General features: G+C 73.8%; 19 protein-coding genes. 15 read left to right on the forward strand and 4 right to left on the reverse strand.

Annotated features, from left to right (window positions below):
* The 13 genes from DNL40_RS10105 to DNL40_RS10165 form a co-directional block, all read left to right on the forward strand.
* A partial coding sequence (locus DNL40_RS10105) for a DUF11 domain-containing protein (protein WP_111251140.1) occupies window positions 1-2,305 on the forward strand: 2,305 nt, incomplete at its 5' end.
* The gene (locus DNL40_RS10110) at window positions 2,302-2,943 is read left to right on the forward strand and encodes a DUF11 domain-containing protein (RefSeq protein WP_111251141.1); all 642 of its coding nucleotides are present in this window, start codon (window positions 2,302-2,304) and stop codon (window positions 2,941-2,943) included. The genes DNL40_RS10105 and DNL40_RS10110, both read left to right, overlap by 4 nt.
* Window positions 2,944-2,981: 38 nt before the next feature.
* Window positions 2,982-3,620, forward strand: a complete 639-nt coding sequence (gene pdxT / locus DNL40_RS10115; protein WP_111251142.1) for a pyridoxal 5'-phosphate synthase glutaminase subunit PdxT — start codon at window positions 2,982-2,984, stop codon at window positions 3,618-3,620.
* 26 nt (window positions 3,621-3,646) lie between these two features.
* On the forward strand, window positions 3,647-4,405 hold the full coding sequence (locus tag DNL40_RS10120; protein ID WP_111251143.1) for a YebC/PmpR family DNA-binding transcriptional regulator: 759 nt from the start codon (window positions 3,647-3,649) through the stop codon (window positions 4,403-4,405).
* Window positions 4,406-4,632: 227 nt separating this feature from the next.
* Window positions 4,633-5,205: a crossover junction endodeoxyribonuclease RuvC gene (gene ruvC, locus DNL40_RS10125; protein WP_111251144.1), complete on the forward strand. Its 573-nt coding sequence runs from the start codon at window positions 4,633-4,635 to the stop codon at window positions 5,203-5,205.
* Window positions 5,206-5,321: 116 nt separating this feature from the next.
* On the forward strand, window positions 5,322-5,945 hold the full coding sequence (gene ruvA, locus DNL40_RS10130) for a Holliday junction branch migration protein RuvA (protein ID WP_111251145.1): 624 nt from the start codon (window positions 5,322-5,324) through the stop codon (window positions 5,943-5,945).
* Window positions 5,938-7,053 (forward strand): Holliday junction branch migration DNA helicase RuvB, encoded by a 1,116-nt coding sequence (ruvB, locus tag DNL40_RS10135; protein WP_111251146.1) that lies wholly within the window; start codon window positions 5,938-5,940, stop codon window positions 7,051-7,053. The genes ruvA and ruvB overlap by 8 nt, the downstream gene beginning before the upstream one ends.
* 83 nt (window positions 7,054-7,136) lie before the next feature.
* Window positions 7,137-7,556 carry a preprotein translocase subunit YajC gene (gene yajC / locus DNL40_RS10140; protein ID WP_245885846.1) on the forward strand — a complete coding sequence of 140 codons (420 nt, stop codon included), beginning with the start codon at window positions 7,137-7,139 and terminating at the stop codon, window positions 7,554-7,556.
* Between the two features lie 82 nt (window positions 7,557-7,638).
* On the forward strand, window positions 7,639-9,732 hold the full coding sequence (gene secD / locus DNL40_RS10145; protein WP_342766645.1) for a protein translocase subunit SecD: 2,094 nt from the start codon (window positions 7,639-7,641) through the stop codon (window positions 9,730-9,732).
* A complete protein-coding gene (gene secF / locus DNL40_RS10150; RefSeq protein WP_111251148.1) occupies window positions 9,732-10,820 on the forward strand; it encodes a protein translocase subunit SecF in 1,089 nt (362 codons plus the stop codon). Before secD ends, secF begins: the two co-directional genes overlap by 1 nt.
* On the forward strand, window positions 10,817-11,410 hold the full coding sequence (locus DNL40_RS10155) for an adenine phosphoribosyltransferase (protein WP_111251149.1): 594 nt from the start codon (window positions 10,817-10,819) through the stop codon (window positions 11,408-11,410). Before secF ends, DNL40_RS10155 begins: the two co-directional genes overlap by 4 nt.
* 88 nt (window positions 11,411-11,498) lie before the next feature.
* The gene (locus tag DNL40_RS10160; protein ID WP_111251150.1) at window positions 11,499-13,868 is read left to right on the forward strand and encodes a RelA/SpoT family protein; all 2,370 of its coding nucleotides are present in this window, start codon (window positions 11,499-11,501) and stop codon (window positions 13,866-13,868) included.
* Window positions 13,869-13,949: 81 nt separating this feature from the next.
* Window positions 13,950-15,113, forward strand: coding sequence for an ATP-dependent DNA ligase (locus tag DNL40_RS10165; protein WP_245885832.1), 1,164 nt, complete (start codon window positions 13,950-13,952; stop codon window positions 15,111-15,113).
* A gap of 24 nt (window positions 15,114-15,137) precedes the next feature.
* Here the strand turns inward: DNL40_RS10165 and ligD are convergent, their stop codons facing one another.
* The 4 genes from ligD to DNL40_RS10185 form a co-directional block, all read right to left on the reverse strand.
* A complete protein-coding gene (ligD, locus tag DNL40_RS10170) occupies window positions 15,138-16,217 on the reverse strand; it encodes a non-homologous end-joining DNA ligase (RefSeq protein WP_111251152.1) in 1,080 nt (359 codons plus the stop codon).
* Window positions 16,218-16,235: 18 nt separating this feature from the next.
* Entirely contained in the window at window positions 16,236-16,841 is a 606-nt protein-coding gene (locus DNL40_RS10175; protein ID WP_111251153.1) for a hypothetical protein, read from the reverse strand.
* A gap of 116 nt (window positions 16,842-16,957) precedes the next feature.
* Window positions 16,958-18,805, reverse strand: a complete 1,848-nt coding sequence (locus DNL40_RS10180) for a DUF349 domain-containing protein (protein ID WP_111251154.1) — start codon at window positions 18,803-18,805, stop codon at window positions 16,958-16,960.
* Window positions 18,802-19,605: a peptidylprolyl isomerase gene (locus DNL40_RS10185; RefSeq protein WP_111251155.1), complete on the reverse strand. Its 804-nt coding sequence runs from the start codon at window positions 19,603-19,605 to the stop codon at window positions 18,802-18,804. Before DNL40_RS10185 ends, DNL40_RS10180 begins: the two co-directional genes overlap by 4 nt.
* 159 nt (window positions 19,606-19,764) lie before the next feature.
* Between DNL40_RS10185 and DNL40_RS10190 the strand changes: the two genes are divergently transcribed.
* Window positions 19,765-20,451, forward strand: coding sequence for an MBL fold metallo-hydrolase (locus tag DNL40_RS10190; protein ID WP_111251156.1), 687 nt, complete (start codon window positions 19,765-19,767; stop codon window positions 20,449-20,451).
* Between the two features lie 42 nt (window positions 20,452-20,493).
* The gene (hisS, locus tag DNL40_RS10195) at window positions 20,494-21,876 is read left to right on the forward strand and encodes a histidine--tRNA ligase (protein WP_111251157.1); all 1,383 of its coding nucleotides are present in this window, start codon (window positions 20,494-20,496) and stop codon (window positions 21,874-21,876) included.
* Window positions 21,877-21,956: the final 80 nt, after the last annotated feature.

The following is a 21,956-nucleotide window of genomic DNA, read 5'->3' on the forward strand; positions in this document are numbered from 1 at the left end:
TGCCGACATCGTGAACACGGCCTCGGTCACGGCCGAGACGGCCGACCCCGACCCCGCCAACAACCAGACCACCGCGGCGCTGCCCGTCGACCGGCTCGACTCGCCGGTCGCCGACGTCGCGCTCGAGAAGGAGTTCGTCGTCCCCGACGGAGAGACGGTGACGCCGGGCGAGACGGTCGAGATGCGGTTCACGCTGAGCAACACCGGGCCGTCCACCGCCTACGACATCCGGGTGGTCGACACGCTTCCCGCCCAGCTCGCGTTCGTCGGCTCGGCGCAGTGCACCGGCACCACCGGGCTGTACGGCAGTGCGCTGAGCTGCGCCCCGGTGCCGAGCCTCGAGATCGGGGCCACGGCCGTCCTGACCGTCGTCGTGCGGGTGCACCCGGCGTACACGGGCGACGGCTCGGACATCGTCAACCAGGCGCAGGCCGAGCCGGGCTCCGTCGACCCGAACCCGATCAACAACATGGCCACGGCCGACCTGGGCGGCCAGGTCGGCGCTCCGGTCGCCGACCTGTCCCTGGTGAAGTCCACCGAGGCGCAGCTCGTCAGCCCGGGCGACACGTTCGAGTACATCCTGACCGTGCGCAACGCCGGTCCCTCCACCGCCACGGATGTGCAGCTCGTCGACACGCTGCCCGCGGAGCTGGAGTACGTGACGAACGACCGCCGGTGCGTGTTCGAGGAACCGGCCCTCACCTGCGACCTCGGCTCCATCGACCCGGGCCGCCTCTCGATCGTCGCGCTGACGGTCCGGCTCGCGGCCGACTACGTCGGGGACGGCTCCGACGTGGTCAACACCGCCACGGTGACGTCGCCGGTGACCGACCCCGACCTGGGGAACAACACCGACGAGGCCACCGTGCCGGCCGGGCAGCCGCTCGCCGACCTGGCGATCACCAAGGCTCCGGCGAGCGAGGAGCCCGTCGTCCCGGGCGAGACGTTCGACTACCTGCTGACGGTCACCAACGCGGGACCCGCGGCAGCAGCAGGCGTCGTGGTGACCGACACGCTGCCCGCCGAGCTGGCGTTCGTCTCCTCCGAGCAGTGCACGGGGACCGCGGGCGAGGGTGGAGGCACCGTGACGTGCGGGCCGCTCGCCGGCCTGGCGGTCGGCGCCGGGGTGACGTACACCCTGACGGTCCGCCTCGACCCGGGCTACCTGGGCGACGGCTCTGACGTGGTGAACACCGCGACCGTCGACGCCGACACCGAGGACCTGGACCGCTCGGACAACACCGCGACCGCCGGGCTGCCCGGCGGCACGGTGGCCGCCGCCAGCGCCGACGTCTCCCTCACCAAGGAGTTCCCGCTCGACGGGCCGGTGGCCCCCGGGCAGGAGGTGCCGATGGTCCTGACGGTCTCGAACGCGGGCCCGTCCGACGCCCAGGGCGTCACCGTGACGGACCCGCTGCCGGCACAGCTCGCGTTCCTCGCCTCCGAGGACTGCGAGGCCCCTGCCGGCCAGTACGGCGCGACGCTCACCTGCACGGTGGGCACCGTCGGCGCGGCGGCGAGCGTCACGCTCTCGGTCACCGTGCTGCTCGACCCGGGCTACACCGGGACGGGCGAGGACGTGGTGAACGTGGCGACCGCCGCGGCCGCCACGCCCGACCCGGTGCCCGGCAACAACGAGGCGACCGCCACGCTCACCGGCGCGGTGGGCGAGCCGGTGGCCGACCTCGCGATCGTCAAGACCGGCAGCGACACCCTCGAGGCGGGGGCCGAGACGGCGTACACGCTCACGGTCACCAACGCGGGCCCGTCCGTGGCCGCGCGCGTGGTGGTCACCGACGAGCTGCCGCCGCTGCTCTCGTACGTGACCGCCGGCCCGGGCTGCGGAGCCGAGGGGCAGACGGTGACCTGCGACGTCGGCGCCGTGGCCCCGGGGCAGAGCGTCGAGCTGACCCTCACGGCGCTCGTCTCGCCGGACGCCGCTCCGGGGGAGCAGATCGAGAACGTGGCTCTCGTCGCAGCGGCCACGGCCGACCCGGAGCCGGGCGACAACACCGGCTCCGCCGTCGGCACGGTGGCCGAGCCCGGCACGCAACCGCCCGGCGAGACGCCTCCGGCCGAGACACCCGAGCCTCCGGGCGAGGGAGGCCCTGTGCCCCCGGGCGCGGGTCCGGTGCCGCCCGGCGCCGGCGCTCCGCCGGCGGGGTCCGGGTGGCCCGGCTGGCCGTGGCCCGGCTTGCCGGTGACAGGTGCGGCCGTCGGGTGGATCCTGCTGGCAGCCTTGGCCCTGACCCTCTCCGGTGTCGCGGTGCGACGTGCCGGAGCACGTAGGAAGGACTCCGCATGACCGTGACCCGACACGTCCGCCGCGCCCTGGCGGCAGGTGGCACCCTCGTCCTCGCGGCTCTCGTGGCTGCCACCCCGGCGGCGGCGGTCGCCGCCGGGGCCTCGGCGCCGGACGGCGACGTGACGGTGGCGGTGACGCCCGACCGGGACCAGGCGCTCTCGCCCGGCGACGAGGTGGTCTACACGATCGAGGTGACCAACCACGGCGAGGCGCTGGACGCGTCACGGGTGGTGCAGCTCCTCCCGGCGGGGTTCGAGCACGTCTCCGCCGACCCGGAGGGCACGGCTGGTCCGACCCAGACCACCTGGGAGGTGCCCCTGCAGGCCGACGAGACGGTGACGATCCACCACACCGTCCGTGCGGGCACCGCGGAGGCCGTGGACAGCGGGCGGCTGGTGCACGTGGAGCAGCCGGACGCGCCCGCGGGGTCGGCGGAGCAGTTCTCCTCGACCGTATGCGTCTACGGGCCGGCGGGCGGTGACGCCCTCGGCTGCTCGTCGGCGTGGCAGCGTCTCCAGCAGGACGGCGGAGTCTCGCCCTGGGTGTGGGCCGGTGCCGCGGCGGTACCGGTGGCCGCGCTCGGCGCCTACCTGTGGCACCGCCGCCGCTCGCAGCAGCGGGTCCTGACCCCGGCCTGACCCGGGGGGCGAGCCGCCGGGACCTAGACTCGGCAGCCGTGACCAGCCCTACCGTCGGTGTCCTCGCTCTCCAGGGCGACGTGCGCGAGCACGCTGCCGCTCTCGAGGCAGCCGGTGCCCGCGCGGTGCCCGTGCGGCGCCCTGCGGAGCTGGCCGCCGTGGACGGGCTGGTGCTGCCCGGCGGCGAGTCGACCACGATCGGCAAGCTGCTGGGCGTCTTCGGCCTGGAGGATCCCCTGCGCGAGGCGGTGGCCGCCGGACTGCCCGTGTACGGGTCGTGCGCCGGCATGATCCTGCTCGCCGACCGCGTCGAGGGCGCGGCCGACGGGCAGCGCACCGTGGGAGGCATGGACATGACGGTGCGCCGCAACGCGTTCGGGCGGCAGGTGGACTCCTTCGAGGCCGACCTCGAGGTCGCCGGCGTCAGCGACCAGGACGGCGGTGCCCCCGTGCGCACGGTGTTCATCCGTGCGCCCTGGGTCGAGGAGGCAGGTCCCCGGGTCGAGGTGCTGGCCCGGATCCCTCTGCGGGCGGTCGACGGGAGCCCGGTCGGCACGGGCGCCGGTAAGATCGTCGCGGCACGTCAAGGGCGGCTGCTCGCGACCGCGTTCCACCCGGAGATCACCGGGGACCCGCGTGTGCACGCGCTGTTCGTGCGGATGGTCGCCGCAGGCTAGAGATTCGCGAAGGAGACAACCAGTCCATGTCCGGTCACTCCAAGTGGGCCACGACCAAGCACAAGAAGGCCGCGATCGACGCCAAGCGCGGCAAGCTCTTCGCGAAGCTCATCAAGAACATCGAGGTCGCGGCGCGGGTGGGCGGCGGGGACCCCGCCGGCAACCCGACGCTGTTCGACGCGATCCAGAAGGCGAAGAAGTCGTCGGTCCCGAACGACAACATCGACCGCGCGGTCAAGCGCGGCTCCGGCGAGGGCGCCGACGCCGTCGACTACCAGACGATCATGTACGAGGGCTACGGCAACAACGGCATCGCCGTGCTGGTGGAGTGCCTCACCGACAACAAGAACCGTGCCGCCTCCGAGGTGCGCCTGGCGTTCTCGCGCAACGGCGGCACCCTGGCCGACCCGGGCTCCGTGTCCTACCTGTTCTCGCGCAAGGGCCTCGTCGTGGTGCCCAAGGCCGACGGCGTCACCGAGGACGACGTGATGCTGGCCGCGCTCGACGCCGGGGCCGAGGAGGTCACGGACGAGGGCGACACCATCGAGGTGCTGTGCGAGGCGACCGACCTGGTCAAGGTCCGCACGGCGATCCAGGACGCCGGCATCGAGTACGACTCGGCCGACGCGATCTTCCACCCGTCCATGCAGGTCGAGGTGGACGTCGAGGGTGCCCGCAAGATCATGCGTCTCATCGACGCCCTCGAGGACAGCGACGACGTGCAGAACGTCTACGCGAACTTCGACGCCTCCGACGAGGTCATGGCGGCTCTCGACGAGGAGTGAGCGGCCGCGCCCCGCGCGGGCGGCGGTACGGCGACGGCCGGCCAGGGCGACGTGCCCGGGCCGGCCGTCGCCGTACCGGCGGGTCGGCGCCGGTGAGCACCAGCCCGGCGAGCGCAGGGACCCGGCACGGAGCACGGTGCGTTCCGTGACCGATCCTTGCGCTCGGCCCGCGAGCACCGCCTGCGCGCCTGCCCGGTCGGCCGGCGCGCGCGTGAGAGGCTTCCGCCGTGCGCGTGCTGGGGGTCGATCCGGGGCTGACCCGTTGCGGCGTCGGCGTGGTCGACTCGCTGCGCGGTCGCCGTGCTGCGCTCGTCGCCGTCGGGGTGATCCGCACGGACCCTGCGACGAGCCCGGACCTGCGGCTGCTGCACGTGGCCGAGCGGCTCGACGCGTGGTTCGACGAGCACGTGCCCGACGTCGTCGCGGTCGAGCGGGTCTTCGCGCAGCACAACGTGGGCACCGTGATGGGCACCGCCCAGGTGGCGGGCCTGGCGATGGTGGCAGCGGCCAGGCGGGGCGTCCCCGTGGCGCTGCACACGCCCAGCGAGGTCAAGGCCGCCGTCACCGGCTCGGGCCGCGCGGGCAAGGAGCAGGTGCAGAAGATGGTGCAGCAGCTGCTGAACCTCGACGAGCCGCCGAAGCCGCCCGACGCCGCCGACGCGCTGGCACTGGCCATCACTCACCTGTGGCGGCCGGCGGGCGCCCTGCAGGGCGGTGACAGGCACGAGCTGACCCCGGCCCAGCGGGCCTGGGCGGCGGCCGAGCACGCCGCCCGCCGGGCGCCTCGCGCGCGTCGGTGACTGCCGCCGTCGGCGGGCCTGGGTAGGCTGGGCGCTGCTCGTACGGGTGTTCGACGCCCGCTGCGTGAGCCGCCGCCTGAACTGCCGCCCGAACTGCCAAGGAAGAGGAACCCCGCGTGATCGCCTCGCTCGCCGGTGTCGTGGAGCACGTCTCGCTCGACCGGGCCGTGATCGACGTCGGCGGCGTCGGCTACCTCGTGCACGCCACGCCCGCGACGCTCGCCGGCCTGCGCGTGGGGGAGCGGGCGCACCTGGCCACCACGCTCGTGGTCCGGGAGGACTCGATGACGGTCTACGGGTTCGCCGACGCCGAGGAACGCGAGGTGTTCGAGACGGTGCAGTCGGTCTCCGGCATCGGGCCCCGCATCGCGCTGGCCCTGCTGGCGGTGCACACGCCCGACGCGCTGCGGCGCGCGGTGCACACCCAGGACGTCAAGGCGCTGACGCGCGTGCCGGGCATCGGCGCCAAGGGCGCCCAGCGGATCGTGCTCGAGCTGTCCGGGAAGCTCGCGGCTCCCGACGACGGCGCTGCTGCGGGCGGCGCGGCGGCCCCGGTCCGCGCCGGGGACCGGCGCGACCAGGTGGTCGAGGCGCTCGTGGGCCTCGGCTACCCGGCCAAGGTGGCCGAGGAGGCCGTGGCCGCGGTGCTCTCCGACGCGGGCGCAGAGACGGTCGCCGAGGCCGACGTCGCCTCGACCCTGCGCGCTGCGCTCCGCTCCCTGGGCGGGCGCCGTGGCTGACGGGCGCTACGAGGAGCCCGAGTTCACCAGCGAGCGGCTGGTGACGTCGTCGGCCGACGACGTGGAGCGGGCCGCCGAGGCGGCGCTGCGGCCCAAGCGGCTCGAGGAGTTCGTCGGCCAGTCCGTGGTGCGTGACCAGCTCTCCCTGGTGCTGCAGGCCGCGCTGGCCCGGGGCGCCGCGCCCGACCACGTGCTGCTCTCCGGCCCACCAGGGCTGGGCAAGACGACGCTGGCGATGATCATCGCGTCGGAGCTCGGCACGTCGCTCCGGGTCACGAGCGGTCCTGCCATCCAGCACGCGGGCGACCTGGCCGCCGTCCTGTCCTCCCTGGAGGAGGGCGAGGTGCTCTTCATCGACGAGATCCACCGGCTGGCCCGCCCGGCCGAAGAGCTCCTGTACGTCGCGATGGAGGACTTCCGCGTCGACGTCGTGGTGGGCAAGGGGGCGGGGGCGAGCGCCATCCCGCTCGCCCTGCCGCCGTTCACCGTCGTGGGCGCGACGACGCGGGCCGGCCTGCTGCCCGCGCCGCTGCGCGACCGGTTCGGCTTCACCGGCCACCTCGACTTCTACGACGCGCCCGAGCTCGAGCGCGTGATCCTGCGGTCGGCGGGGCTGCTCGGCGTGGAGATCCACCACGCGGCGGCGCACGAGATCGCCGGGCGCTCGCGCGGCACGCCCCGCATCGCCAACCGGCTGCTGCGCCGGGTCCGCGACTGGGCGCAGGTGCGCGGCGACGGCCGGCTCGACCTCACCGCCGCTCGCGCGGCCCTCGAGGTGTACGAGGTGGACCCGGTGGGCCTCGACCGGCTCGACCGGTCGGTGCTGGACGCGCTGTGCCGGCGCTTCGCGGGCGGACCCGTGGGGCTGTCCACCCTGGCGATGACCGTGGGGGAGGAGCCGGACACCGTCGAGACCGTCGCCGAGCCGTTCCTGGTGCGCGAGGGATTCGTCGCCCGGACGCCGCGCGGGCGGGTGGCCACCGCCCAGGCGTGGTCCCACCTGGGCCTGACGCCGCCGGCCGGAGCCCCGGGGTCGCTCGCAGGCACCCTGTTCGACGACGCCGGGACCGACCCGGAGGGCGGGAGCGGGAACCTCCAGGGCCTGTGACCCGTTGGGCCACCGAATAGACTGGACCGGCCTCGCCGGCCCTGATCGAGGCTCCCTACCGCAAGGACGTAGTCACCGTGGAAATGATCATCCTCATCGTCGTGCTGCTCGGCCTGATGTTCTTCATGTCGTCGCGCACGCGCAAGCAGCAGCGCGAGGCGCAGCAGTTCCGCGCCGAGCTCGCGCCCGGCCAGGAGGTCATGACGGGCTCGGGCATGTTCGGCACCGTCGTCGAGGTCGACGAGGAGTCGGACGTCGTGACGATCGAGTCCGCCGGCTCGCGCACCCGCTGGCTGCGCGCGGCGATCGCCAAGCGCGTGGACACCCCTGCCGACGAGCCGGCTGAGGCCGACGTCACAGAGCAGTCGGGTTCGACCGGTACGATCTCGCCCGCAGGCTCTGCCCCTGCCGTCGACGTGCCGGACGACCTCTCGGGTCTCGACTCCGCCCAGCGCGAGTACCGCGAGCAGCAGCGCAAGGCCGAAGGCGACAGCGGCAAGTGATCATGCGCCGGCCGGGAACCCTCCCGGCTGGCGCCTCCCGCGTCGACCACCCCGGCGGCGCGCACACGAGAGAAGACAGAAGTTGGCCAACTCCAGCACGCGACGCTCGCGGCCGGTTCGCACGCTCGTCATCTTCGCGGTCCTGACGATGCTCCTGCCGTTCGCCGGCCTCGCCGCCGGCACGTACCTCGACGGTCGCAGCGACGACAACCCTGACGGCGCGAGCTACGCCCCCGGCCTCGCTCTCGACCTCCAGGGTGGAACCCAGATCATCCTGACGCCGACCACGACGGACGGCTCCCAGGTCACGAGCGAGAACCTCAACGAGGCGATCAACGTCATCCGGCAGCGCATCGACTCCTCGGGCGTCTCCGAGGCGGAGATCGCCAGCCAGGGTGGCGGGAACATCGTCGTCGGGATCCCCGGCCGGCCCAGCCAGGCGACGATCGACCTGGTGAGCACGGCGGCGCAGATGCGCTTCCGTCCCGTGCTGACGTACGCCCAGGGCATCCCGATGCCCGAGCCCTCCGCCGAGGACGGCACGGCGCCCGAGGACGGGACCGCCCCTGAGGGTGGTACCGCTCCTGAGGAGGAGGCCGGCCCCGCGGAGGAGGCCCCGGCCGAGGAGGCCCCCGCGGAGGAGGCCCCGGCAGACGGCGCCACCCAGGACGTCCCGGAGGGCACGAGCCCGGGCGGCCGGTCGGCCGCCGGCCCCGTCCCCGCTCCGGCCGTCGCCGCCGGGCTCCCGGCCGACACCGCGACGCCCAGCCCGACCGCTCCGGCGGAGGACGCCGCGCCCCCCGCGGACCCGAGCGACATGGCGCAGATCACCCCCGAGGTCCAGGCGCAGTTCGAGGCGCTCGACTGCACCGACCAGGAGAACCTGGTCGGTGGTGGCGGTGACGACCCGAACAGCGTGCTGGTGACCTGCTCGCAGGACGGCACCACCAAGTTCGTGCTCGGCCCGGTCGAGGTCGAGGGCACCCACATCCGCAACGCGACGTCCGGCCTCATGCCGGGCCCGAACGGTGTCACCACGAACGAGTGGGGCGTCTCTCTCGAGCTCGACTCGACCGGTGCGCGCCAGTTCGCCCAGACCTCGCAGCGTCTGTACAGCTACGGGCAGGGCGACCCCCGCAACCAGTTCGCGATCGTCCTGGACGGCCTGGTCGTCTCCGCCCCGGGCATCAACACGCCGATCAACGACGGCCGCGCGCAGATCACGGGTTCGTTCAACCGCGACTCGGCTGCCACGCTCGCCAACCAGCTCAGCTTCGGCGCCCTGCCGCTGCAGTTCGACGTGCAGAGCCAGCAGGAGATCTCGGCGACCCTCGGGTCCGAGCAGCTGCGCAACGGCATGCTCGCCGGTCTCATCGGCCTGGTGCTGGTGGTCGTGTACTCCCTGTTCCAGTACCGCGCGCTCGGCCTGCTGACGGTCGCGTCGCTCGTGGTCGCGGGGATCATCACGTACGTCGCGATCAGCCTGCTGAGCTGGGGGATGGGCTACCGGCTCTCGCTGCCCGGCGTCGCCGGCCTGATCGTGGCCATCGGTTTCACCGCCGACTCGTTCATCGTGTACTTCGAGCGCATCCGTGACGAGCTGCGCAACGGCCGCACCCTGCAGTTCGCGGTCCAGCGCGGGTGGCAGCGTGCCCGCCGCACGATCTACGCGGCCAAGGCCGTCAACCTGATCTCCGCGATCATCCTGTACTACCTCGCCGTGGGCGGCGTGCAGGGCTTCGCCTTCACCCTCGGTCTCACCACGGTGATCGACGTCGCGGTCGTCGTCTGGTTCACGCACCCCGTCATGGAGCTCATCGCCAAGATGCGGTTCTTCCGGGACGGCCACGTGGCCTCGGGTCTGTCGCGCGAGCGCCTCACGATGTCGGCGTTCAAGCCGCGCTACGTGGGTGCGGGCCGGGTGGCGATGCCGGAGCCGGCCGCCACCGCTGCCGACGTCAACGCGGAGGCGGAGGGCGAGGTGCCGGCAGGCGAGCCGGTCGACCGTTCCGTCCTGGTGGGTGCGCCGCCGTCGACCCCGGCAGTGCCGGTCACCGACGCCAGCGGGCGCCGCCTGACCATCGCCGAACGTCGCGCCGCCGAGCGCAGGGCCGCTGCCCAGTCCGCAGGCGCCGACGTGCCGTCCACCGACGGCGAGAACGAGGAGGGCCGCTGATGGCCAGGTTCAGCTTCGCCGCGTGGGGCAACGACCTGTACACGGGTCGTCGCTCCTACCCGATCGTCGCCCAGCGCAAGCGGTGGTTCGCCATCGTCGGCGTGCTGGGGATCGCGTCCATCGCCATCCTCGGGTTCAAGGGCCTCGAGCTGGGCATCGACTTCCGTGGTGGCACCGAGATCGCCGTGGAGAACGTGTCCAGCACCGAGCAGGGCCCGGCGGTCCAGGCGGTGCAGGACGCCGTTCCGGGCGAGGAGCCGCGCGTGGCCACGCTGGGCTCCAGCGCCCTGCGGATCCAGACCACCACGCTGACCCCCGAGCAGGTCTCCGAGGTGGGCCGGTCCTTGGCCGGCGCCTACGGGATCGACCCCGACGAGGACATCACCGTCTCCACGGTCGGCCCGACGTGGGGGTCCGGTGTCTCGATGCGCGCGCTGTGGGGCGTGATCGTGTTCGTCATCGCGGCGGCCGCGTTCATGGCGATCTACTTCCGTGCGTGGCGGATGTCGGTCGCGGGCATCGTCTCGATGCTCTCTGACCTGCTCATCTCCGCCGGTGTCTACGCGCTGGTGGGCTGGGAGGTCACGCCGTCCACGATCATCGGCTTCCTGACGATCCTGGGCTTCTCGCTCTACGACAAGATGGTCGTGTTCGACAAGGTCCGCGAGAATGCCGAGGGCGTGCTCTCGCAGACGCGCAACACGTACGCCGAGCGTGCGAACCTGGCCGTCAACCAGACGCTGGTGCGGTCGATCAACACCTCCGTGGTGGCGCTGCTGCCGGTGGCCGGCATCCTGTTCGTGGGTGCGCTGCTGCTGGGTGCGGGCACGCTCCGCGACCTGTCGCTGTCGCTCTTCGTGGGCATCGCGGTCGGTGCGGCGTCGTCCCTGTTCCTCGCCACCCCGCTGGACGTCGCCCTGCGCGAGCGCGAGCCCAAGATCGCCGAGCACACGGCGCGCGTGCTCGCCGCCCGCGCCGGCGCCGAGGAGGACCCGGAGGTGCTGGCTGCGGCCGGTGCCGGTTCGGTGCAGCTCACGCCCGGTCAGCACCTGGGTCACGCGGCGCAGCCCCGCCGCCGTCGCCGATGACCGACGACATCTCGCTGGTCGCTCTCTCCGGTCTCGGACCGGAGAGAGCGACCGAGATCCGTTCGCTCATCCGCGACGTCCCGGGCTACCCGCACGAGCCGATCGTCTTCCGGGACATCACGCCGCTGCTGGCCGACGGTGCGGCGCTGGCCGACGTCGTCGAGGCGTTCGCCCGCCTGTGCGAGGGTGATGGCGGGCACCAGGTCGACGTGGTGGCCGGGATGGAGGCTCGCGGCTTCCTGCTCGGGGCTCCGCTGGCCACGCGTCTCGGGGTCGGGTTCCTGCCGCTGCGCAAGGCCGGCAAGCTCCCGCCGCCCGTCGAGCGGGTGGACTACGAGCTCGAGTACGGCACCGCGGCGATCGAGCTGCGCACCGGGACTCTGCGACCCGGCGCGCGCGTCCTCCTGGTGGACGACGTGCTGGCGACCGGCGGCACCGCCGTGGCGGCGGCAGAGCTCGTCGAGCGGTGCGGGGGCGAGGTCGTCTCGCTCGCGTTCCTCATGGAGCTCGGCGGCCTCGGGGGCCGTGAGCGGCTCGCGGGCCGCACCGTGGAGACGCTGTTGCGCGTGGACGGGGCTGGCGAGTCGTAGACTGGCGGACCACGGCGCATCGTGTCGGTCGCCGGCGGTCGCGAGACCTGCCGGTCAGGGGGCCGGCAGCTGGCGGAAGGAGGCGCGCATGAGCGAGGAGACCAAGGTCGCGCGCGCTTCCGGCCCGGGCGCCGGGGGATCCGGGCCAGGGACGGGCGTGCGCGTGCGCAACCGGCTCGTGCGCCTGGGCGTACGGGGTGGGGGCAGCGGCGTCAGCCCGGCCCTCGAGCCGCTGCTGCAGGCGGTGCGCGCCGCGCACCCGAAGTCGGACCTGTCGGTGATCGAGCGGGCGTACGCCGTCGCCGAGCGCGCCCACCGTGGCCAGCTGCGCAAGAGCGGCGACCCGTACATCACGCACCCGGTCGCCGTCTCGACGATCCTGGCGGAGCTGGGCTTCGAGGGCACCACGATCGCCGCTGCGCTGCTCCACGACACCGTCGAGGACACCGACTACTCGCTGGAGCAGCTGCGGGCCGACTTCGGTGACGACGTCGCGCTCCTGGTCGACGGCGTCACCAAGCTCGACAAGGTCAAGTACGGCGACGCGGCGCAGGCCGAGACCGTGCGCAAGATGGTCGTGGCGATGGCCAAGGACATCCGCGTGCTGGTCATCAAGCTGGCCGACCGGTTGCACAACGCCCGCACCTGGAAGTACGTGCCGAGCGCCTCGGCGGAGCGCAAGGCGCGCGAGACGCTCGAGATCTACGCCCCGCTGGCTCACCGCCTCGGCATGAACACGATCAAGTGGGAGCTGGAGGACCTCTCCTTCCAGGCCCTCTACCCGAAGGTGTACGACGAGATCGTCCACCTGGTGGCCGAGCGTGCCCCGGCGCGCGAGGAGTACCTGGGGGTGGTGCGCGAGCAGATCACCGCGGACCTGCGCAGCGCCAAGATCAAGGCCACCGTCACGGGCCGGCCCAAGCACTACTACTCGATCTACCAGAAGATGATCGTCCGCGGGCACGACTTCGCGGAGATCTACGACCTGGTGGGCACGCGCGTCCTCGTGGACACGGTGCGCGACTGCTACGCGGCCCTCGGGGCCCTGCACGCGCGCTGGAACCCGGTCCCCGGCCGGTTCAAGGACTACATCGCGATGCCCAAGTTCAACATGTACCAGTCGTTGCACACGACGGTGGTGGGCCCGGGCGGCAAGCCGGTCGAGATCCAGATCCGCACGCACGACATGCACCGGCGTGCCGAGTACGGTGTCGCCGCGCACTGGAAGTACAAGGAGAGCGCGCGCAGCGGCCGTCCGGCCCCCGGCGCCGACCCCCGTGCGAACGACATGGCCTGGTTGCGCCAGCTCGTCGACTGGCAGCGAGAGACGGCGGACCCGAGCGAGTTCCTCGACTCCCTGCGCTACGAGATCGGCGGGGCGGAGGTCTACGTCTTCACGCCCAAGGGTGAGGTGCTGGGCCTGCCCGCGGGCGCCACGCCCGTCGACTTCGCCTACTCGGTGCACACCGAGGTGGGCCACCGCACGATGGGCGCGCGCGTCAACGGGCGTCTCGTGCCGCTCGACTCGGCGCTGCAGAACGGCGACGTCGTCGACATCCTCACGTCCAAGGCGGAGTCGGCGGGGCCGAGCCGCGACTGGCTCGCTTTCGTGAAGTCGGCGCGCGCCCGCAACAAGATCCGCCAGTGGTTCACCAAGGAGCGGCGCGAGGAGGCGATCGAGCAGGGCAAGGACGCCATCACCAAGGCGATGCGCAAGCAGAACCTGCCGATCCAGCGTCTCTTGTCGCACGAGGCCCTCGTGGGCCTGGCCACCGAGCTGCGCTACGCCGACGTGTCCGCGCTGTACGCGGCCGTGGGCGAGGGGCACGTGTCGGCGCAGCACGTGACCGACCTGCTCGTGAAGTCCCTCGGCGGTGCCGACGGCACCGAGGAGGACACGGCCGAGGTGGCCGTGCCGGGCGCGACGACGACGCCGCGGCGCGTGCGCAGCGGCGACCCGGGGGTCGTCGTCAAGGGTGTCGAGGACATCTGGGTCAAGCTCGCCAAGTGCTGCACGCCGGTGCCGGGCGACGAGATCATCGGGTTCGTGACGCGTGGCGCGGGCGTGAGCGTCCACCGTGCCGACTGCGCGAACGTCGAGGGGCTCCGTGCCCAGCCCGAGCGACTGGTCGACGTCGCGTGGACGACCGGTGCGAGCACCACGTTCCTCGTGCAGATCCAGGTCGAGGCGCTCGACCGCTCGCGGCTCCTCTCGGACATCACGCGCGTCCTGTCGGACAACCACGTGAACATCCTCTCGGCGACGGTGTCCACGACGTCGGACCGGATCGCGATGTCCCGGTACGTGTTCGAGATGGCCGAGCCGGCGCACCTGGCCCAGGTGCTCAGCGCGGTGCGCAAGGTCGACGGCGTGTTCGACGTCTACCGCATCACCGGTGCCAAGGCGGCGGAGCAGCCGAGCCTGCCCACCCACGGCGGGGCCTCCACGGCCTCCTGACGGACTTCCGGCGGCCTCCGCCAGCGGTCCTTGCCCCGCTCCCGCATGGCGAGACCTGGGCGCCGTGGCAGCATCGGAGGCGTGACGCTGCCTCAGACGCCGGTCCTGCCGATGCTCGCCAAGGCCGTGCCGGAGGTGCCGGCCCAGCCCGACGACGGGCCGGGGTGGGTGTACGAGCCCAAGTGGGACGGGTTCCGCGCGATCGTGCACCGGGACGGCGACGAGGTGCGCGTGGACTCGCGGCAGGGCCGGCCCATGCAGCGGTACTTCCCCGAGGTGGTGGAGGCGGTGCGGGCGGCGCTCCCGGAGCGTTGCGTCGTCGACGGGGAGATCGTCGTGGCGGTGCCTGGACCCGGTGGTGGGCCGTCCCGTCTCGACTTCGACGCGCTGTCCCAGCGGATCCACCCGGCCGAGTCCCGGGTGCGGACGCTGGCGGGAGCGACCCCGGCCAGCCTCGTGGTGTTCGACGTCCTCGCGCTCGGTGACGACGACCTCATGGAGCGGCCGCTGGCGGACCGGTTGACCGTCCTCGACGCGCTGCGTCTCGACGGTCCGCAGGTGTTCGCCACGCCTCGCTCGCAGGACGCCGCCGTGGCGCGCCGCTGGTTCGACGAGTTCGAGGGTGCCGGCCTGGACGGCGTCGTCGCCAAGCCGCTCGACGCGCCCTACCAGCCGAACAAGCGCGCGATGCTCAAGGTCAAGCACGCCCGGACCGCTGACGTGGTGCTCGCGGGCTACCGGTTGCACAAGACGTCGACGGCGGTGCGGCCGCTCGTGGGGTCGCTGCTGCTGGGTATCTACGACGGCGTCCCGGGCGCGCCGGGGCAGCTGCGGTTCGTCGGGGTGGCGTCGTCGTTCACGGCTGCCCGCCGGGCCGCTCTGTACGAGGAGCTGGCACCGTTGGTGGTCGAACCAGGGACCCCCGAGCACGAGACCCACCCGTGGGCCGGCCACGAGGACCCGGCGAGGGGCGCCCGGGGACCGGGCGACGGCGCGGGGGAGCGGCGCCCGGGGGCACAGTCGCGGTGGAGCGCGGGCAAGGACCTCTCGTACGTCCCGCTGCGTGCGGAGCGGGTGCTGGAGGTCGGGTACGACCACATGGAGGGGTCCCGGTTCCGGCACACGGCGCAGCTCAAGCGGTGGCGCCCGGACCGCGACCCGGCGTCGTGCACGTACGCACAGCTGGAGGAGCCGGTGGGGTACGACCTGGCGACGCTCCTGCCCGGTGCCCCCGGTACGTCCTGACGCGCCGGGCGCGGGCCGCGCGCCTCAGGTGGTCTTGCGGTCCTTGTCGCGGCTGGGCTGCACGCGCTTGGGCTCGCCGGCCATCTTGGGGTACTCGGGAGGGTAGGGCAGGTCCCCGAGGCCGTGGTCGTGCTCGTCGCGGGCGGCCAGCTCGAGCGCCGCGTCGAGGGAGCAGTCGTGGGCGGGGTCACGGTCGGCGCGCAGCGGAGCGAACAGGTCTCCCACCTCGGCCAGGCGCGCGGGCATCGTGGTCACGTCGAAGTCGTCCGGGTGGACGTCGCCGAGCTCGTCCCAGGAGAGGGGAGCGGAGACGGTGGCGCGGCGGTTGGCACGGACGGAGTAGGCGGACGCGATGGTGCGGTCGCGGGCCATCTGGTTGTAGTCGACGAAGATGGCCTCGCCGCGTTCCTCCTTCCACCAGCGTGTGGTGACGCGTCCCGGCAGGCGCCGCTCGAGCTCCCGGCCGACGGCGATCGTGGCGCGGCGCGCCTGCGTGAACGACCAGCGGGCCTCGAGGGGGACGAACACGTGCAGCCCGCGTCCCCCAGACGTCTTGGGGTAGCCCGTGAGCCCGAGCTCGCCGAGGACCTCGCGGAGCACGGGCGCCACACGGACGGCGTCGTCGAAGTCGGTGCCCGGCTGTGGGTCGAGGTCGATGCGGAGCTGGTCGACGGCCTCGACGTCGTCGCGTCGCACCGGCCACGGGTGGAACGTGAGGGTGCCGAGGTTCGCGGCCCAGGCCACGACGGCCAGCTCGGTGGGGCACACCTCGTCGGCGGTGCGCCCGCTGGGGAACGCGATCGTGGCGGTCTCGACGTAGTCGGGTGCGCCCTGGGGGAGGCGCTTCTGGTAGAAGGCGTCGCCGCGGCTGTCGGCGCGCGTGGCCATGACCGCTCCGTCGAAGAACCCCTTGGGCCAGCGCTCGAGCGTCGTGGGCCGGTCCAGCAGAGCGCCGAGGATCCCGTCTCCCACGGAGACGAAGTACTCCACGACCTGGAGCTTGGTGATGCCGCGCTCGGGGAACACGACACGGTCGGGGCTGGAGACCCGCACGGTGCGGCCCGCGACGTCGAGCTCGACGGCGGGCGCGGCTGACGCTGCCATGGCCTCACCGTAGGGGCGTCACGCGACCCCTGCGAGTCGTCCGCGTGCCTCGGCCAGGAGCCGGCGTGCCCGGGGCCGGCCCACGAGCCGGGTACGCACCTCGAGCGCCCGCAGGGCGCGGTCGAGGTCGGCCCCGGCCGCGGCGAGGGCGAGCACGAGGTGGAGGGCGGTGCCTTCGGGCTCGCGCAGCGCCACGTCGACGGCGGTGCGCTCCGGCGTCGTGACGAGCACGCCACCCACCGGGGCGGAGTCGGCGACGAGCCCGGGCTCGGAGCGGACGTCGGTCCAGGCCCACACCTCGGGCCGGTGCGTGCCCGGCTGGTGCCCGAGGTCGAGCCGGGCCGGGGCTTCGCCACCGACGTGGACCCAGGCCGCCGTGGGGCCGATCACCACGGTGCGCGGCGGGACGGCGCGGGCGAGGGAGGCCGCGCGCAGGGCCGCGGTGAGCGGCACGGCGGCCGGCACCGCGACGTCCTCGCGCACGCGGCGCAGCACCCCGTCGCGCACGAGCGCCGACCATGCGCCGGGCCCGCCGACGTCGTCGGGCCGCAGGAGGGCCGACCCCGCCTCGGGACCAGGGGTGCGGGGCGGTCGCAGCAGCGCGGAGAGCGGGGTGGGGTGCATGGCAGGGACGCTAACCGGCGCTCGGCGGCTGTTGTCGCGCCGCCGGGCAGCACGTGTGGACGACCACGCCCCGGCACCGTCTGTGGACGGTGTCGGGGCGTGGTGGTCGCTGCAGGTCAGCCCCGCGACTCCTCGGCCGCACGCACGACCTGCTCGAGCCAGGCCCGGCGGGCGGCCAGGGCCGTCTCCAGGTCCTCGGCCTTGCGGGTGTTCCCGGCGGCACGAGCCTGCTCGAGCTCGGCCTCGAGACCCTCGATCGCGGCCTCGAGCTGCGCGGCAGCGCCTTCCGCACGGGCTCGGGTCTCGGGGTTGGTGCGCACCCAGCGCGCCTGCTCGGCGTCGCGCACGGCCTGCTCGACGGCGCGCAAGCGCCCCTCGACGCGCTGGACGTCGCCGCGGGGCACCTTGCCCGCCTCCTCCCAGCGCTCCTGGATGCTGCGCAGGGCGGCCTTCGCAGCGGCGAGGTCCTTGACCGGCACCAGGGCCTCGGCCTCGGTCAGGAGCTGCTCCTTGACCACGAGGTTCTCCCGGTACTCGGCGTCCACGGCAGCGTTCTGCTCGTCGCGCGCGGCGAAGAACGCGTCCTGCGCGGCCCGGAACCGGGCCCACAGGGCGTCGTCGTCCCGGCGGGCGGCACGCCCGGCGGCCTTCCATCGCGCCATGAGGTCACGGAAGGCACCGGCGGTCGCACCCCAGTCGGTGCTGGTCGACAGCGCCTCCGCCTCGGCCACGAGCTGCTCCTTGGCAGCCTTGGCCGCAGCGTTGCGCTGCTCGAGGTCGGCGAAGTAGTGGCGTCGCTCGCGGTCGAACGCCGTGCGGGCGTGGCTGAACCGCTTCCAGAGGGACTCCTCCGTGGCGCGGTCGATGCGCGGGCCCGAGCGCTGCGCCTCCTTCCAGCGGTCGAGGAGCCGGCGCAGCTCCTCGCCGGCCGGGCGCCACTGCATGCGCTGCGGGTCGGTCGCGGCGATCTTCTCCGCGGCCTCGACGATCGCGGTGCGGGCGGCGACGGCCTCGGCCTTGGCGGCAGCACGGGCCTCCTCGAGCGCTGCGCGGCGCTCGGCCGCCCGGGTGCCGAGCGCGTCGACCCGAGAGCGCAGCGAGTCGAGGTCACCGACCGCGGCCGGCTCGGCCGTCTCCTCACGGAGGCGGGCGAGCGTCTGGTCGATCTCCTTGACCGAGAGGTCGGCGCTCTCCAGGCGCGTCTCGAACAGGGCCACCTTGGCGACCAGGTCGAGGTAGCGGCGCACGTACAGGCTCATGGCCTCCGACGGGGAGACGCCGGGGAACTGGCCCACGGCGCGCTCGCCGGCTGCCTCGCGCACGAACACGTTGCCCTCGTCGTCGACCCGCCCGAACTCCTCCGCGGCGGCGACGGCCGCGGCGTCCAGGGCCGGCGGCACGGGAGCGACGGGCGCCGCCGGCGCGGTCGGGGCCTGAGCGCCGCCGGCCGGGCGACGCAGAGCGGTGGGCGTGGGACGCGCGCCCGGCCGCGGCAGCGCCGTCGGCTTGGGCGCGGCGGGCCGCGGGGCTGCGGGCTGCGCCGAGGCTCCGGCGGTCTCGGCCCCAGCCTCCGGCCCTGCCCCGGTCGCGCTCTCGGAGGTCTCGGCCTCTGCGGGGGCCACGTGGTCCGCGGGGCCGGCGGTCGTTGCCTCGGCGGGGCTCTCCTCGTCGGCCGCCTCGGTCGTCTCGGTCGCCTCGGTCGGCGTCGTCTCGGCCGGCGCCTGCGCGTCCGGCTCGGAGGCGGTCTCGTCGCCGGTCTGCTCGGCGGCAGCCTCGTCGGTCGTCGGGACGGCGTCCTCGCCCGCGGGGGCCTCGGTTGCCTCAGCGGTGCCCTCAGCGACCGGGGCAGCCTCGGTGGCCTCGGTGGCCTCGGCAGGAGTCTCGGCCGTCTGAGCCTCCGCGACCTCTCCGGCGACGCCCTCGGCGTCCGTGGGGCCGTTCGAGCCGGCGGTGGGATCGCTCACTTGGTCTCAACTCCTTCGATGGTGACGGGGATGGCGGGGGAGCCGTCAGAGGCCCCGTCCGCAACGCCCGCGTCAGCGACTGCCTGGAGAACCTCCAGGCCGGACGTGACCCGTCCGAACACGGTGTACCCGCCCGCAGCGTCGGACGGGATGGTGGAATCCTGGTACACCAGGAAGAACTGGGAGCCCATCGACTCGCCGTTGCCGCCCTGACGCGCCATCGCGAGGGTGCCCGCGGGGTAGACGTCGTCGGCGGGGGCGTTCTCGATGGGGCCGTACGAGTACCCGGGCCCACCGGTCCCGGTCATCGTCGGGTCGCCGCACTGCAGCACGTAGATCCCGGCCGTGGTGAGGCGGTGGCAGCCCGTGCCGTCGAAGTAGCCGGCCTGCGCGAGGGCCACGAAGCTGGCCACGGCCTGCGGCGCGGCCGCCCCGTCGAGCTCGAGCGTGACCTGCTCCTCGTCGTCGCCGGCGCACAGGTCGAGCGTGGCCGTCCAGGTGCGGCCCTCGGCGGAGGCCGGGTCCGGCAGGCCGCCGCCGGTGCGGTCCGACGTCGACCCGGGCGGGCACTGCCAGGAGGTCTGCGCGGGCGTGGGAGCGGCCGTGGCCGCGTCGGCCCCCTGCGGCTGACCGCTGTTGACCAGGCCCACCACGAGGAAGGCACCCACGAGGGCGACCACGACGGCCCCGGCCACGATCGCCGCGGTGCGCTGGCGCCTGGCTCGCGCCCTCGCCCGTCGCTCCTCCCACTTGGCCTGTCGCTTGCGCGCGTACTCGCGCTCGCGCTTGCTGGGCGCCACCCTCGCTCCTCCCGCCTCGCGGTCGGTCGCGGACGCGACCGAGCTCCGCACGCGCACGCGTGCGGAGCACAGTGTAGGCACCGAGGTGCGCGTCACACCGCCCCGGCCCCTCTGGCCCCTCTGCCCGCCGGTGCCCGAGATCTGGGCTAGCGTGCCCGGGTGCAGATCCACGTCGTCGTCGCGCCCGTCTTCGCCACGAGCTGCTGCGTGGTGGTCGAGGGGGACGACTGCGTGGTGGTCGACGCCGGTGCGGGCGTCGCCGCCCAGGTGGCGCTGCTGGTCCAGGAGCACGGGTGGACCGTGCGCGCCGTCCTCGCCACCCACGGCCACGTCGACCACACGTGGGACGCCGCCGAGCTGTGCGAGCGCTACGACGTCCCCCTGCGGGTCCACGCCGCCGACGCCTACCGCGTCGCCGACCCGTTCGGCACGCTCGGCCTCGACCCCGCCCTGCCCGGCGTCGGCGGCGCGCTCCGCCAGGCCCTGGCCGGCATGGGGCTGCGCCCCGAGGACTACCGCGCGCCCGCCGTCGTCCCGTTCGACGCGGCCGGCGACGACGGCGCCGGCACCCTCGTGGCCGGTGACGTGCGCCTGCGCGTCCAGCACGCTCCCGGCCACACCGAGGGCTCCACCCTGTTCCTCACCGACGAGGTCGTGCTCGCCGGCGACGTCCTCTTCGCCGGCTCCGTCGGCCGCACCGACCTGCCCGGCGGAGACCCCGCCACCATGCGCGCCACGCTGCACGACGTCGTCGCCCGCCTGGACCCGGCGCTCGCCGTGGTCCCGGGGCACGGCCCGACGACGACGGTGGGCCAGGAGCTCGCCACCAACCCGTTCCTGGGATAGCCCGGCGGCGACCGGCTCCGGCGATCTGGGACAATCGCGCTCATGGCTCGTATCGCCCCGCTCTCCGGTTTCCCCGAATGGCTCCCTGACGGTCGCGTCGTGGAGCAGCACGTCCTGGACACGCTGCGCCGCACGTTCGAGCTGCACGGGTTCGCCGGGATCGAGACGCGTGCCGTGGAGCCGCTGGAGCAGCTCCTGCGCAAGGGAGAGACCTCCAAGGAGGTCTACGTGCTGCGCCGCCTGCAGGCGGAGCCGGAGGAGGCGGAGAGGGGTTCGGAGAAGCAGCTGGGCCTGCACTTCGACCTGACCGTGCCGTTCGCGCGCTACGTCCTGGAGAACGCCGGCCGGCTCGCCTTCCCCTTCAAGCGCTACCAGATCCAGAAGGTGTGGCGGGGCGAGCGGCCGCAGGACGGCCGCTTCCGCGAGTTCGTCCAGGCGGACGTCGACGTGGTCGGCGCGGGCGAGCTGCCGTACCACTACGAGGTCGAGCTGCCGCTGGTCATGGCGCAGGCGCTCGGCTCGCTCGCCGAGATCGGCCTGCCCCCCGTGCGCGTGCTGGTCAACAACCGCAAGGTGGCCGAGGGCTTCTACCGCGGCGTCGGCCTCGACGACGTCGAGGGCGTGCTGCGCCAGGTGGACAAGCTGGACAAGATCGGGCCCGACGCCGTCGCCCAGCTCCTGGTGGACGAGCAGGGCGCCACCCCGGAGCAGGCCGAGGCGTGCCTGGAGCTCGCGGCGATCTCCGGCTCCGACCTCGCGGTGATCGACAGGGTCCGGGAGCTGGCGACGTCCTACGGCGCGGTGACCGAGCTGCTCGAGACGGGCCTGGCCGAGCTCGCCGCTCTCGTGGAGGCTGCTGCGGAGCGTGCACCGGGCGTCGTCGTGGCGGACCTCAAGATCGCCCGCGGCCTGGACTACTACACCGGCTCCGTCTACGAGACCGTGCTCGTGGGGCACGAGCAGCTGGGGTCGATCTGCTCCGGCGGGCGCTACGACACCCTCGCCAGCGACGGCAAGAACACCTACCCGGGGGTGGGCCTGTCGATCGGTGTCTCACGCCTCGTCTCCCGGCTGCTGTCGGCAGGCCTGGTGCGCGCCACCCGCGGCGTGCCGACGGCGGTGCTGGTCGCCGTCGTCACCGAGGAGGATCGCGCGGCCTCCGACGCCGTCGCCACCGCCCTGCGGGCCCGCGGCATCCCCGCCGACGTCGCGCCCCGGGCGGCGAAGTTCGGCAAGCAGATCCAGTTCGCCGACCGCCGCGGCATCCCCTTCGTGTGGTTCCCCGGCGTCGTCGGCGACGACGGCGTGCGAGGCGCCGACCAGGTCAAGGACATCCGTTCGGGTGACCAGGTGGACGCCGACGCCACGACGTGGGCGCCGCCTGCGGAGGACCTGTGGCCGCGCGTGGTGCCGGCAGGGGAGTGACGCGGCGTCCCCGGCGTCCGGAGCGGGCGCTCGGGGTTCCCCCTGAGAGTCGCACGGCCTGACCCCGGACGTGCCCTGAA

Source organism: Xylanimonas oleitrophica (assembly GCF_003244315.1).
Lineage (GTDB): Bacteria > Actinomycetota > Actinomycetes > Actinomycetales > Cellulomonadaceae > Xylanimonas_A > Xylanimonas_A oleitrophica.

Excerpts from the sequence above, each read along its gene's own strand:
- yajC (WP_245885846.1), top strand. The coding sequence starts at position 7,137 with ATGATCATCCTCATCGTCGTGCTGCTCGGCCTGATGTTCTTCATGTCG.
- DNL40_RS10155 (WP_111251149.1), top strand. The coding sequence starts at position 10,817 with ATGACCGACGACATCTCGCTGGTCGCTCTCTCCGGTCTCGGACCGGAG.
- DNL40_RS10175 (WP_111251153.1), bottom strand. The coding sequence starts at position 16,841 with ATGCACCCCACCCCGCTCTCCGCGCTGCTGCGACCGCCCCGCACCCCT.
- secF (WP_111251148.1), top strand. The coding sequence starts at position 9,732 with ATGGCCAGGTTCAGCTTCGCCGCGTGGGGCAACGACCTGTACACGGGT.
- ligD (WP_111251152.1), bottom strand. The coding sequence starts at position 16,217 with ATGGCAGCGTCAGCCGCGCCCGCCGTCGAGCTCGACGTCGCGGGCCGC.
- hisS (WP_111251157.1), top strand. The coding sequence starts at position 20,494 with ATGGCTCGTATCGCCCCGCTCTCCGGTTTCCCCGAATGGCTCCCTGAC.
- DNL40_RS10110 (WP_111251141.1), top strand. The coding sequence starts at position 2,302 with ATGACCGTGACCCGACACGTCCGCCGCGCCCTGGCGGCAGGTGGCACC.
- DNL40_RS10120 (WP_111251143.1), top strand. The coding sequence starts at position 3,647 with ATGTCCGGTCACTCCAAGTGGGCCACGACCAAGCACAAGAAGGCCGCG.
- DNL40_RS10160 (WP_111251150.1), top strand. The coding sequence starts at position 11,499 with ATGAGCGAGGAGACCAAGGTCGCGCGCGCTTCCGGCCCGGGCGCCGGG.